Annotated in this window: 12 protein-coding genes and 1 pseudogene; 4 read left to right on the forward strand and 9 right to left on the reverse strand. The window is 72.1% G+C overall.

Going from position 1 to position 12,397, the window contains the following annotated elements; translation table 11 throughout:
• Positions 1-62: 62 nt before the first annotated feature.
• On the reverse strand, positions 63-896 hold the full coding sequence (locus HGN31_RS04545) for an LOG family protein (RefSeq protein ID WP_168782463.1): 834 nt from the start codon (positions 894-896) through the stop codon (positions 63-65).
• Between the two features lie 107 nt (positions 897-1,003).
• Between HGN31_RS04545 and dapD the strand changes: the two genes are divergently transcribed.
• A complete protein-coding gene (dapD, locus tag HGN31_RS04550) occupies positions 1,004-1,858 on the forward strand; it encodes a 2,3,4,5-tetrahydropyridine-2,6-dicarboxylate N-succinyltransferase (protein WP_168782464.1) in 855 nt (284 codons plus the stop codon).
• A gap of 35 nt (positions 1,859-1,893) precedes the next feature.
• On the opposite strand, the gene HGN31_RS04555 is transcribed toward dapD, so the two are convergent.
• Positions 1,894-2,256 carry a TM2 domain-containing protein gene (locus tag HGN31_RS04555; protein WP_036712702.1) on the reverse strand — a complete coding sequence of 121 codons (363 nt, stop codon included), beginning with the start codon at positions 2,254-2,256 and terminating at the stop codon, positions 1,894-1,896.
• A 152-nt stretch (positions 2,257-2,408) separates the two neighbouring features.
• Between HGN31_RS04555 and HGN31_RS04560 the strand changes: the two genes are divergently transcribed.
• Positions 2,409-2,657 (forward strand): GlsB/YeaQ/YmgE family stress response membrane protein, encoded by a 249-nt coding sequence (locus HGN31_RS04560; protein ID WP_036704184.1) that lies wholly within the window; start codon positions 2,409-2,411, stop codon positions 2,655-2,657.
• Between the two features lie 111 nt (positions 2,658-2,768).
• On the opposite strand, the gene HGN31_RS04565 is transcribed toward HGN31_RS04560, so the two are convergent.
• Both HGN31_RS04565 and HGN31_RS04570 read right to left on the reverse strand, forming a co-directional pair.
• A complete protein-coding gene (locus tag HGN31_RS04565) occupies positions 2,769-4,022 on the reverse strand; it encodes a lytic murein transglycosylase (RefSeq protein ID WP_211096334.1) in 1,254 nt (417 codons plus the stop codon).
• Positions 4,023-4,141: 119 nt separating this feature from the next.
• The gene (locus tag HGN31_RS04570) at positions 4,142-4,471 is read right to left on the reverse strand and encodes a hypothetical protein (RefSeq protein WP_168782466.1); all 330 of its coding nucleotides are present in this window, start codon (positions 4,469-4,471) and stop codon (positions 4,142-4,144) included.
• Between the two features lie 49 nt (positions 4,472-4,520).
• Between HGN31_RS04570 and HGN31_RS04575 the strand changes: the two genes are divergently transcribed.
• The gene (locus tag HGN31_RS04575; RefSeq protein WP_168782467.1) at positions 4,521-4,988 is read left to right on the forward strand and encodes a YbaK/EbsC family protein; all 468 of its coding nucleotides are present in this window, start codon (positions 4,521-4,523) and stop codon (positions 4,986-4,988) included.
• Here HGN31_RS04575 and HGN31_RS04580 read toward each other — a convergent pair.
• The gene (locus HGN31_RS04580) at positions 4,978-5,703 is read right to left on the reverse strand and encodes a DUF421 domain-containing protein (protein WP_168782468.1); all 726 of its coding nucleotides are present in this window, start codon (positions 5,701-5,703) and stop codon (positions 4,978-4,980) included. The genes HGN31_RS04575 and HGN31_RS04580 overlap by 11 nt on opposite strands.
• A gap of 72 nt (positions 5,704-5,775) precedes the next feature.
• On the opposite strand from HGN31_RS04580, the gene HGN31_RS04585 reads away from it, so the two are divergent.
• Complete coding sequence (locus HGN31_RS04585; protein ID WP_168782469.1) at positions 5,776-7,002, forward strand: NAD(P)/FAD-dependent oxidoreductase; 1,227 nt, start codon at positions 5,776-5,778, stop codon at positions 7,000-7,002.
• 81 nt (positions 7,003-7,083) lie between these two features.
• Here HGN31_RS04585 and HGN31_RS04590 read toward each other — a convergent pair whose 3' ends face one another.
• From HGN31_RS04590 to gpmI, 4 genes and pseudogenes are all read right to left on the reverse strand, one after another.
• A complete protein-coding gene (locus HGN31_RS04590) occupies positions 7,084-7,590 on the reverse strand; it encodes an RNA pyrophosphohydrolase (RefSeq protein ID WP_168782470.1) in 507 nt (168 codons plus the stop codon).
• A 332-nt stretch (positions 7,591-7,922) separates the two neighbouring features.
• A pseudogene (locus HGN31_RS04595) lies at positions 7,923-9,260 on the reverse strand (S41 family peptidase); the annotation flags it as partial.
• Positions 9,257-10,600, reverse strand: coding sequence for a murein hydrolase activator EnvC family protein (locus tag HGN31_RS04600; protein WP_244961136.1), 1,344 nt, complete (start codon positions 10,598-10,600; stop codon positions 9,257-9,259). The gene HGN31_RS04600 and the pseudogene HGN31_RS04595, both read right to left, overlap by 4 nt.
• Complete coding sequence (gene gpmI / locus HGN31_RS04605; RefSeq protein WP_168782471.1) at positions 10,597-12,141, reverse strand: 2,3-bisphosphoglycerate-independent phosphoglycerate mutase; 1,545 nt, start codon at positions 12,139-12,141, stop codon at positions 10,597-10,599. Before gpmI ends, HGN31_RS04600 begins: the two co-directional genes overlap by 4 nt.
• Positions 12,142-12,397: the final 256 nt, after the last annotated feature.

The following is a 12,397-nucleotide window of genomic DNA, read 5'->3' on the forward strand; positions in this document are numbered from 1 at the left end:
TCCGCCGGCCCGGCGCCATCAGGCGACCCCTGCCGCCCGCCGCCCCAACCTCCGCCCGCGCGTCAGTCGCAGTCGTCGCTGCGGAAGGCGTCGATCGCCGCGATGGCCTCGTCGGCGGTCTCGACGAAGGTCATCAGCGCGAGATCCTCGGGGCTGATCGTCCCCGATTCGGCCAGCGCCTCCCAGTTGATGATGCTGTCCCAGAACGACCGGCCGAACATCAGGAACGGCACCCGCTTCATCCGCTTGGTCTGGATCAGCGTCAGCGTCTCGAACATCTCGTCGAGCGTCCCGAAGCCGCCGGGGAACACCGTGATCGCCCGCGCCCGCATCAGGAAATGCATCTTGCGGATGGCGAAGTAGTGGAAGTTGAAGGACAGGTCCGGCGTCACATACAGGTTCGGCGCCTGCTCGTGCGGCAGAACGATCCCCAGCCCGATCGACTGGCCGCCGGCCTCGTGGGCGCCCTTGTTGCCGGCCTCCATCACCCCGGGGCCGCCGCCGGTGCAGATCACCCAGTCGCGGCCGTAGCTTGCCATGCTGCGCTCGGTGATGAGGCGGGCGAAGCGCTCGGCCTCGGCGTAGTAATGCGACAGCCCGGCCAGCGTCGGGGTGCGGGCCCGCCCGGCGTCCTCGGGCGCGGGGATGCGGGCGCCGCCGAACATCACCACGGTGGATTTGACGCCGCGCTCGTCCATCACCAGCTGCGGCTTGAGCAACTCGAGCTGCAGCCGCACCGGGCGCAGCTCTTCGCGCAGCAGGAACTCGGTGTCGGTGAAGGCGAGGCGATAGGCCGGGGCGCGGGTCTGCGGCGTATCGGGGTCCTGTGCCGCGATCACCGCGTCCTCCTCGCTGTGGCGGAACACGTTGGCGCGGTCGTCGTCGGCAGGCGTCATCTCAACCTCATCCTGCGGCCGCGCGGCGTTGCGCGGCCGGTCCCGCCCGGCTTATAGCCGAACGGGCATGATTTCCACCCGACCCCCAGCCCGAGGATGACCCGAGGATGACCCAGCCCCCCGCCCAAGCCGCCGCCCCCGCCTCTGCCGCGCTCGAGGCCGCCATCGAGGCCGCGTGGGAGGACCGCGACAGCATCTCCCCCGCCACCACCGGTGCGCACCGCGACGCGGTCGAGGCGACGCTCGAGGCGCTCGACCGGGGCGAGCTGCGCGTGGCCGAGCGGCGCGGCGCCGACTGGCACGTGAACCAGTGGGCGAAAAAGGCGGTGCTGCTCGGCTTCCGCCTCAAGGACATGGAGCTGCAGCCGGGCGGTCCGCAGGACGGCACCTGGTGGGACAAGGTGGACAACAAGTTCGCCGGCTGGGGCGAGAACCGCTGGCGCGAGGCGGGCTTCCGCGCGGTGCCGAACTGCGTCGTGCGCCGCTCGGCCCATATCGCCCGCGGCGTGGTGCTGATGCCGAGCTTCGTCAACCTCGGGGCGTTCGTGGACGAGGGCACGATGGTCGACACCTGGGCCACCGTCGGCAGCTGCGCCCAGATCGGCAAGCGCGTGCACCTGTCGGGTGGCGTCGGCATCGGCGGCGTGCTGGAGCCGATGCAGGCGGGCCCGACGATCATCGAGGACGACTGCTTCATCGGCGCCCGCTCGGAGGTGGTCGAGGGGGTGATCGTGCGCGAGGGTTCGGTCCTCGGGATGGGCGTGTTCATCGGCCAGTCCACCAAGATCGTCGACCGCGAAACCGGCGCTGTCATGTATGGCGAGGTACCCGCGGGCTCGGTCGTGGTCGCGGGCTCGATGCCGTCGAAGAACGGCGTGCATCTCTACTGCGCGGTGATCGTCAAGCGGGTCGACGCCAAGACCCGCTCGAAGACCTCGATCAACGAGCTGCTGCGCGACTGAACGTCCGCGCAGCACAGGCGCCCCGGCCCGCCCGGTCAGGCGGGCTGCGACAGGGCCACGGCCGGAGGGTTGCCGGCGGCAAGCTCGAGTTCCCCGCGCATGAGCCGGCGCACCCGGTCCTTGTCCCGCGCGACCATGCCCGGGACGAGGAACAGGTCGATGAAGACCCAGACACCCACGACGCCGAGCGGCACGATCCCCACCATGATCGGCAGCGTCACCCAGCCGACGAGCCACAGCACCAGCATCAGCACCGCCGACCCCGTGTGGCCCAGATAGAACCGGTGCGCGCCGAAGCCGCCGACGAACAGCAGCAGAAGATAGGCGATGAGCGGCGATTTCGCGTCATTGGCGACGCGCTGTTCGATCAGCATCTGCTGGGTGGTATCAAGCGGCATGAGGCGATTCCCTGAATGAACTGCCCCCGGCATAGCCCGCGACCCGTTGAGATCCGGTTAAGGCGCGCTGCCGCCAGCACTTTCCGCGAGCCCCACAGGAAACCCGCGCCCGCCAACCGGCGTTTGAGCGCGCACAGGGACAGGAGTTTGCCATGCAGGGACTGGGTTGGCTGGCCGCGATCATCGTCGGCGGGATGGCGGGGTGGATCGCCTCGGGCATCATGGGGACGGGGACCGGGATCTTCGCCAATATCGTCGTGGGCATCGTCGGCGGCATGGTCGGCAACTGGCTGCTCGGCCTCGCCGGGATCAACATGCGCGCCGGCAGCTGGCTTGCCCAGGGCCTCGCGGCGCTGGTCGGGGCGCTGTTCATGATCTGGGTGGTGCAGGCGCTCGCCTGACCGCCACGCAGAGCACCGCTTGCCACCCGAAAGGGCCGCAGCACATCGCCGCGGCCCTTCTTTCTGGCTGACATCCCCCAGGGTTTCCGGGGGGCGGCCCCCGGCCCGCGCCTAGCGCCCGCGCAGCTGCCCGAGCAGGATCGAGGTCGCATAGCCGTCCGGCGGCACCCCGATCGAGCGCTGGAAGGCCGAAATGCTCTCCATCGTGCCCGAGCCAATCTTGCCGTCGATCTCGTCGCGGTAGAAGCCGCGCGCGGTCAGCAGGCGCTGGATCTCGACCCGCTCGGCCTGGCTCAGCGGCCGGTCCGAGCGCGGCCAGGCGCCGATGATGCCCTGCCGCCCGGCAATGGCCTCGCCGAGGTAAGACACCCCCAGCGCATAGCTGTCCGAGTTGTTGTAGCGCAGGATCGCGCGGAAGTTGTCGAGGATCAGGAACGCAGGCCCGCGCGCCCCGGCCGGGCGGATGATCGAGCCGGTGCCCTGCGGCAGCGCGCCGCCGCCCTTGCGCCGTACGCCCGCCGCCGCCCACTGGGCCGACGACCGCCGGGTGCCCTTGCCCACGGCCGAGAAGCCCTGCGGCAGGTCGACCTCGGTCCCCCACGCCTGGCCACGCACCCAGCCGTTGCGGGCCAGATAGGCCGCGGTCGAGGCGAGGCTGTCGGTCGGGTCGTCCGACCAGATGTCGCGCCGCCCGTCGCCGGTGAAATCGACCGCGTAGCTCAGGTACGAGGTCGGCATGAACTGGGTGTGCCCCATCGCCCCCGCCCACGAGCCCAGCATGTGCTGCGGATCGGTGTCGCCGGCCTGGATGATCTTGAGCGCCGCGATCAGCTGTTCCTGGAACATCCCCGCGCGGCGGCCGTCGAAGGCGAGCGTCGCCAGCGACGGGATGATCTGCATCCGGCCGCGGTTCGAGCCGAAGTTCGACTCCATCCCCCAGACCGCGAGCACGATCTCGCGCGGGACGCCGTAGCGGCCCTCGATCGCGGCGAGCGTGCCGGCGTGGCGGGCCAGCATCTGCCGCCCCGTCGCCACCCGCACGTCCGAGACCGCGCCGTCGAGATAGAGCCAGACCGGGCGCGAGAACTCGGCCTGCTTGCGGTCCAGCCGGATCACCTCGGGGTTGTAGCGGGCGATGGACATGGCCCGGTCATAGGTCGCGGGGGTGATCCCCTGCGACAGCGCGCGGGGGCGGAAGTCGTTGACCCACTTGCGGAAACCGGCCTCGGTGCCGGGGTCGGTCGCGGGGATCGGGGCGACGGTCTGGGCGCCGCCGCCGCTGCCCGGCGCGACCCGCACGCCGCAGGACGCCAGCGCCGCCACCAGCGCCGCCGACATCGCCACCCGCGCGACCCCTCGCGTCATCGAAATCACCATCTGCTGCCCTCGCCGTGTTATGGTTTTGCTTGGGCGAATCCTAACCGCGCGCCCGCGCGGCTGGCAACCCGTCGCGCGCGCCCTGCCCTGCGGCGGGCCGGTTCGGCTCATCCCCGCGGGGCGTCGTCCTCGGGATACAGCGGCTCCATCTGGGCGACGATCACGCTGTTCTCGTCCAGCGCCCGGGCCATCAGCGCGCGCTCTTCGTCGGGGATCTCGTCGCCGCCCTTCAGCCGGTCCTCGAGGCTGCCGTACCCCTGCACCTCGAGCGGCGCGAGGTCGGCCTGCTTGAGGATCGCCACCGTCTCGCGCACCGCCTCGGCCTGGTCGCGGCCGGCGGCATAGCAGATCAGCGCGGCACCCGTGGCGCCCTTGGGCAGGCCGTCGCCCGCCTTGCGGCCGACCTCGACAAGCAGCGTGTAGACCTGTTGTGCCATCCCGCGCCCCCTGCGATGTTGCCCGCCGTCATGGCAACGGGGTTGGGACATGAGCCGAAGTTTGGCAAGGGTCGAGGCGGCGCTGGCGGCAGCCGACCTGCCCGTCCGGGTGATCGAGGCCGGCGCCTGCCGCACCGCCGAGGAGGCCGCGGCCGCCGTCGGCTGCGCGGTGGACCAGATCGCGAAGTCGATCATCTTCCGCGGCGAGGACACGGGCCATGTCGTGCTGTTCCTCACCGCAGGCGGCAACCGGGTCGATCCGGCCAAGGCCTCTGCCGTCGCCGGGCAACGGCTGGGCAAGGCCGACGCCGCGCTGATCCGGGCCGAGACGGGGTTTGCGATCGGCGGGGTGGCGCCGGTCGGGCACCTCGGCCCGGTCGAGGCCTACTGGGACCCGCGTCTGTCCGAGTTCGACACCGTCTGGGCCGCCGCCGGCACGCCCCGCCACGTCTTTGCCGCCCCGCCCGCGGCGCTCTGCCGCGCCGCCGGGGCGCGGGTCGCCGACTTCACCGCCTGACGTCGGGACCGGGGCTGTCGGGCGGGTCGGACGGGCGGGTCCACCGGCTGCACCCGCAGTCCGGGCAGGCGGCGGACGCGGAGGCGTGGATGGCCCCGCAGTTGAGGCAGCAGGCGGCCTCTCCCGCCCGGGCGGGCGGGGGATCGCTGGCCTCGGACGACGGCAGCAGGTTCAGGGGCGGGACGATGGCGAGGCCCGGGGCGGGCCGCTCGCGCCGGACCACCGACAGGCCGCCCCCGGCCTCGAGATAGGCCCCCGCGACCTCGCCCAGGTTCTGCACCCCGGCCATCCGCAGCATCGCCTTGACCTCGAGCGCGCTCAGGTCGCGGTGCGCCATGCCTTCGGGCAGCAGCCGCCCCCCGCTCAGCACCGCGACCGGGCGGCCGTCGATCAGGTGCTTGACGCGCTCGGACCGCTCGATGAGCGAGTCGATCAGCTTGTTCAGCCCCACGATCACCGTCACCACGGTCATCGCCTGCAGCATCGGCACGTCGTCGTAGAAGGTGGCGTCGCCGACCGCCGAGCCGAGCGCGATGACCAGCAGCAGGTCCACCATCGAGAGCTGCGCCACCGAGCGCCCGCCGATCCAGCGGATCAGCGCGAGGGTATAGCCGTAGATGATGACGGTGCGGACGACGATCTCGGCGTAATAGAGCGGCGGGTGTTCCCCGAAGAACATCCGCCCCAGTTCGAAGGGCGCGACGGGATCGTCCATGTTTCACCTCGGGTCACGGGAACCGCCTGACGCGGCGTGGCTTTCGGCGGGTGCGACCCGCGTGAGGATGTGATGACCAAGGATGCCGAGACCCGCAAGGACGACCTGAGAACCGGCGACAGCTTCTGGTTGCACACCCCGCGCATCACCCCGCCGGCCGGGCCGATGCCGGCGCGGTCGGGGTGGGATGCGGTGGTGGTCGGGGCCGGGATCAGCGGCGCGCTGGTGGCCGAGGCGCTGAGCCGGGCGGGCCGCAAGGTGCTGGTGCTCGACCGACGCCGGGCGGTGCGCGGCTCGACGCCCGCCTCGACGGCGATGATCCAGCACGAGATCGATGTGCCGCTGTCGCGCCTGATCCGGCAGACCGGCCGGGCGCGGGCCGAGGGAGCGTGGCTGCGTTCGGTCCGGGCGGTGGGCGACCTGGTGGCGCTGACCCGGCGGCTGAAGATCGACTGCGACATGCAGCCGAAGCGGGCGCTCTATCTCGTTGGCGACGACATGGGCGGGCGCGGGCTCAAGACCGAGGCCGAGGCGCGCCATGCGGCGGGGATTTCCTGCGAATACCTGTCGCGGGCCGCGCTGCGCGAGCGGTTCGGCATCGACCGGACCGCGGCGATCGTCTCGGACGCGTCGGCCAGCGCCAACCCGGCGCAGCTGGCCGCCGGGATGCTCGCCGCCGCCGTCGCCCGCGGCGCCGTCATCGCCGAGGGGGTCGAGGTCACCGACATGGCCGAGCTGCCCGGCGGCGTGGCGCTCGCCACCCGCGACGGCTGCGTGATCACCGCCGCCCACGCGGTGTTCTGCACCGGCTACGAGTTCCTGCCCAACATGGAGAGCCCGAGCCACGAGATCACCTCGACCTGGGCGCTTGCCTCGCGCCCGCGGGTGGCGCACCCGGCGTGGCTCGACGACTTCCTCGTGTGGGAGGCGTCGGACCCCTATCTCTACTTCCGCACCACGCCGCAGGGGCGGCTGATCGTGGGCGGCGAGGACGAGGACAGCCCGGACCGCAACGACGACCCGGCGCTGCTCGACCGCAAGGCCGCGGTCATCGCCGAAAAGCTGCGGGCGCTGACCGGGATCGAGATCGGGACGCCCGCCTATGTCTGGTCGGCGCCGTTCGGTAACACCACCGACGGGCTGCCGATCATCGACCGGGTGCCGGGGCACGAGCGGGTGTTCTCGGTCATGGGGTTCGGCGGCAACGGGATCACCTTCTCGATGATCGCGGCGCAGATCGTGGCGGCCGCGATCGCCGGCAAGCCCGACCCGGACGCGGGGCTGTTCGCGTTCCGCTGAGTGGCGGCGCGCGGGGGCTGTCTGCCCCCGCACCCCCGAGGATATTTCGGCAAGGAAGAAGTCTGACCGCCTAGGGGCCGGTCAGCCCTTGGCGAGATGCTCGCGGAACGCGTCGAACACGCGGTCGTAGACGGCGCGCTTGAACGGCACGATCTTGCTCGAGATTTCCTCGGGCGCCATCCACTGCCAGGCGTCGAACTCGGGGTGGTCGGTGGCGATGTTCACCTGATCGTCGGTGCCGTGATAGCGGACGAGGAACCACTTCTGGGCCTGACCGCCATAGCGGCCCTTCCAGATTTTGCCAACCAGCTCGGGCGGCAGGTCGTAGCGCACCCAGTCCGGGGTCTCGGCCACCACGTCGCAGAGATCGGCGGAGATCCCCGTCTCTTCGCGCAGCTCGCGCAGGGCAGCCTCGCGCGGGTCCTCGCCCTTGTCGATCCCGCCCTGCGGCATCTGCCAGGCGTCGGCGGCGTTGTCGATGCGGTGGCCGGCGAAGACCCGGCCGGCCTCGTTGATCAGCACCACCCCCGCGCAGGGGCGATAGGGCAGCCCCGCGGGGCCGAGCGGGCCGTCGGGCGTCTTGCTCATGGCCGCGGCGCCGGGGCGTCGGTGGGACGGTCGGCCGGACGCTCGACGGGGGCGTCGGCCGGCGCGGTCGCGTCGGGGGTGTCCGTGGCGCCGTCGGTCGCGCCGTCTGTGGCGCCCTCGGGGGCCGCGTCGGTCGCGGCGTCGGGGGTCGTCCCGGCGTCGGTCCCCGCGTCGGTCCCGGCATCGGGGGCGGCGGCGTCGGTCGCGGCGGGCTCGCCGTCGGCCGGATCACCCTCGCCGCTCGGAGCCGCCCCCTCGCGGGCGGCGTTCGAGGTCGCGTCCTGCCCGGTCACCGCGGGCTTGGCCGCATCGGCCACGTCGCGGGCCGAGAAATCGACCGCCGCGAGACCCTTGAGGATGTCGACCGCGTAGGCCAGCTGGTAATCCTCCTCGCGCAGCTTGGCGGTGGCCTCGACCTGCTTGGCCTCCTCCTCGATCTGCCGCTTTTCCTCGTCGCTGATCGCGTCGTTGTTCAGCGCCCCCCGCAGGTCGCTTTCCGAGGTGGTGAAGCGCGAGGCGCTGCGCGGCGTCTCTTCCGCGCCGGCCTCGTCCTTGGGCTGGGCGGGGGGCTGTTCCACGATGATGTCGGGGTTGATCCCCATCGCCTGGATCGAGCGCCCCGAGGGGGTGTAGTAGCGCGCCGTGGTCAGCCGGATCGCGCTGTCCGAGGTCACCGGCACCACCGTCTGCACCGAGCCCTTGCCGAAGGACTTGGTGCCGACGACGATCGCCCGGCGGTGGTCCTGCAGCGCGCCGGTGACGATCTCGGAGGCGCTGGCCGAGCCGCCGTTGATCAGCGCCACCATCGGCTTGCCCTGCGCCAGATCGCCCGGCTCGGCGTTCCAGCGCTCGTTGTCCTCGGGGTTGCGGCCGCGGGTCGAGGTGATCTCGCCCTTGTCGAGGAAGGCGTCCGACACCCGCACCGCCTGGTCGAGCAGCCCGCCCGGGTTGTTCCTCAGATCGAGGACGAAGCCCGTCACCTTGTCGATCCCCCCCGCCGCCTTGACCTGCTTCTCAAGTTCCGCCTTGAGCGTGTCATAGGTCTCGTCGTTGAAGGTGGCGACGCGCAGGACGACGGCGTGGCCCTCGACCCGGCTGCGGACCACGGTCAGCTTGATCGTCTCGCGCGTCATCTTGACGTCGAACGGCTCTTTCTCGTCCTTGCGCAGGATGGTCACGGTGACCTCGGACCCGATCGGGCCGCGCATCTTCTCGACCGCCTCGTCGAGCGACATCCCCATCAGCGATTCGCCGTTCACGTGGCTGATGAAGTCGCCGGGCTTGATCCCCGCCTCGGCCGCGGGCGTGCCGTCCATGGGCGAGATCACCTTGACGAGCCCGTCCTCCTGCCCGACCTCGATCCCGAGGCCGCCGAAGCTGCCGCGGGTCTGTTCCTGCATGTCCTGATAGTCCTTGGCGGCCAGGAACGAGGAATGCGGGTCGAGCGAGGTCAGCATCCCGTTGATCGCCGCCTCGATCAGGGTCTTGGCGTCCACGCTTTCGACGTAGTCCTGCTGCACCCGCTCGAACACGTTGCCGAACAGGTCGAGCTGTTCGTAGACCGAGGACGACTTGGCCTCGTCCTGTGCGAGCAGCGGCCCCGCCAGCGTGGTGGTCAGCAAGAGCCCGGCGAGCGCGCCGCCGATGCCGGCCATGAGATAGTTTTTCATTCCGTGGTCCTGACCTGCTGTTCTGTTCCGGGCGCGCCCGCGGGCGGCGTGTCGGGTGTCGTCTCGGCGGCCGACGGGGCCGCCGCTATGACCGGATTCATCACGAACCATTCGGCCGGGTCCAGCGTTTCCTTGCCCTGCCGCAGCTCGATATAGAGCGATTGCGCCGCCGGCAGCGGATGGGTGCCGGTCGCGGCCTCGACGAATCCGGCCCCGAACTCGGCCGCCGGGCCCTCGTTGCCGCCCATGATCCCCAAGGGTTCGCCGGCCGCCACCACGTCGCCGGTGGCCCCGAACACCTGCGCCATGCCGGCCAGTACCAGCAGGTAGCCGCGCGCCGGCTCGACGATCATCACATTGCCGTAATCGAGCAGCGGGCCGCGATAGCGGATGGTCGCGGGCCAGGGCGCGGTGACCAGCGCCGCGGGGGCGGTGGTCAGCGTGATCCCCGGCCGCTCGATTCCCCGCGCGTCCGCTTTGCGGTAGCCGCGCGCCAGCTCACCCAGCGCGGGCAGCGGCAGGCTGCCCTCGGCGGCCTCGAAATCGGCCATCGGGGCGCCGATGTCCTGTTCCATCTGGGAGATGCCCTGGGCGAAGGCATCGAGCGTGTCGGCCGACTTGACCAGCGCCGTCAGCTCGGCCGGGTCCTCGCCGAAGCGGGTCGGGACCGACGAGCGGTCGGTGACGGCCGAGGCGAGCAGCCGCCGCGCCTCCTGCACCTGCCCGAGCCCCTGGGCGAGCGTGTCGGCGGCCGATTGCTCGATCCGGCGGACGGTTGCGATCTCGTCGAGGCCGGACTTGAGCCGGTCGGCCTCGGCCCTGAGCGCCGGGGTGATGGCCGAGATCACCATCCCCGACTGCGCCGTGCCCGTCGCGCCCGCGGGGTGCAGCAGCATCAGCGTCTCGGGCGATTGCTGCATGGCGGTCATCACCCCGAGGATGCGCGACAGCCGGTCGCGGCGGGCGTCGAACTCGGCCCGGACCTGGCGCTCGCGCAGGCTGGCGCGGCGCAGGCTGTCCCTGAGCGCGGCCTGCCCCTGCTCATAGGCGCGGATCACCTGGCCCAGCGCGATCACCTGGTCGTCGGCGGTCAGCGCCCCGTCGAGCGTGCCGATGGCGGCCCTCAGCGCATCGGCCGCGGCGGCGGCCTCGGCGGCGGCGGCCTCGGCCGGGGTCTCGCCCTCGGGCAGGGCGGCGGCGTCGGCGCCGCTGGCCGTGGTGACCGCGCTCTGCCCCCCTTCCGTCACCACCGCCTGCGCCAGCGCCCCCGCGGGCAGCGCGAGAAGGCAGAGCGCGAGGGCGGCAGTCAGGCGAAGGGGCGTGTCGGGGTGCCGCGTCACGGGGCCGGCTTTTCGATCAGGCTCTGCCCGGTCATCTCGGGCGGCAGCGGCAGGCCTATGAGGTCGAGAACCGTCGGCGCCACGTCGGCCAGCCGCCCGCCCTGCCGCAGCGTGGCCCCCTCGGGCCCGCCGTAGACGATCACCGGCACCGGGTTCGTCGTGTGCGCCGTGTGCGGGCCGCCGGTCACCGGGTCCACCATCGTCTCGCAGTTGCCGTGGTCGGCGATGATCACCGCCGCGCCGCCCACCGCGTCGAGCGCCGAAAGCATGGCGCCCACGCCCCGGTCCACCGCCTCGCAGGCGCGGATCGCGGCGGGCAGGCTGCCGGTGTGGCCGACCATGTCGGGGTTGGCGAAGTTGACCACGATCAGGTCGTAGCCCGCGCCGATGGCGGCGACGAGCCGCTCGGTCACCTCGGCCGCCGCCATCTCGGGGGCGAGGTCGTAGGTCGCCACCTTGGGGCTTTGCGGCATGAAGCGGTCCTCGCCCGCCTCGGGCGCCTCTTTCCCGCCGTTGAGGAAGAAGGTGACGTGCGGGTATTTCTCGGTCTCGGCCAGCCGGAACTGCCGCAGGCCCTGCGCCGCGACCCAGGCGCCCAGCGTGTTGACCACCTGCCGCTTGGGGTAGGCCGCGGTCATGAAGCCGTCGTGGAGCGCCGAATAATCCACCATCCCCAGCACCGCCCCCCAGGCCGGGCGGCCGGTCACGTCGAAGGCCGCGAAATCGGGCTGGGCCAGCGCCGCCATGATCTCGCGCGCCCGGTCGGCGCGGAAGTTGAGGCAGAAGATCCCGTCCCCGTCCCGCGCCCCGGCGTAGCCTGCGACGACATGGGGCAGGATGAACTCGTCGGTCTCGCCGCGGGCGTAGCTTTCGACGACGGCGGCGTCGGCGGTCAGCGCCGGCAGGCCCTCGGCGCGGGTGATGGCGGCATAGGCCTTCTCCACCCGCTCCCACCGGTTGTCGCGGTCCATGGCGTAGTAGCGGCCGATCACGGTGCCGATGCGGGCATCCTCGGGCAGGCTGCCGGCCAGCTCGGTGATGAAGCCCTGCGCCGACTGCGGCGGCACGTCGCGGCCGTCGGTGACGGCGTGGATGACGACCGGCACGCCGGCCTCGGCCACCGCCCGGGCGGCCGCCGCGATATGGGTCAGGTGCCCGTGCACGCCGCCGTTCGAGACGACGCCGATGAGATGCGCCGTCCCCCCCGTCTCGCGCAGGCGGGCGACGAAGGCGCCGATGCCGCTGTTGGCGAAGAAGCTGCCGTCCTCGATGGCGAGGTCGATCTGGCCCAGGTCCATCGCCACCACCCGGCCCGCGCCGATGTTGGTGTGCCCGACCTCTGAGTTGCCCATCTGCCCCCGCGGCAGCCCAACGTCAGGGCCGAAGGTGACGAGCGTGGCGTTCGGGCATTCGGCCCGCAGCCGGTCATAGTTCGGCGTGGCGGCCTGGTCCGGGGCGCTCTGTTCGGGACGGTCCGAGATGCCCCAGCCGTCGAGGATGCAGAGGACCACGGGACGCGGGGGGTGGTTCGGCTGGCTCATGGCAGTTCCCTGTTTCAGGCCGCGGTTCTAAGGGCCGGGGCGAGCGGGGGCAAGGCGGGGGGCGAGGCGGGGGGGGAGGGTGTCACCCGCCGAGGGGGCGCTGCCCCCGCCACCCCTGCGGGGCGGCCCCCCGGGATATTTGGGGCAAGGAAGAATGAGTGCCGCGGGCGCGCGGTTTCGCGCGGGCGGTGACGGCGCGGGGCGCTTGGCCTATGGGAGGGCGCGAGCGACCCCGCCCCGGCGGGGCCGAGAATCG

The sequence above is a fragment of the Paracoccus sanguinis genome (genome assembly GCF_012689545.1).
In the GTDB taxonomy this organism is placed as follows: Bacteria; Pseudomonadota; Alphaproteobacteria; order Rhodobacterales; family Rhodobacteraceae; genus Paracoccus; species Paracoccus panacisoli.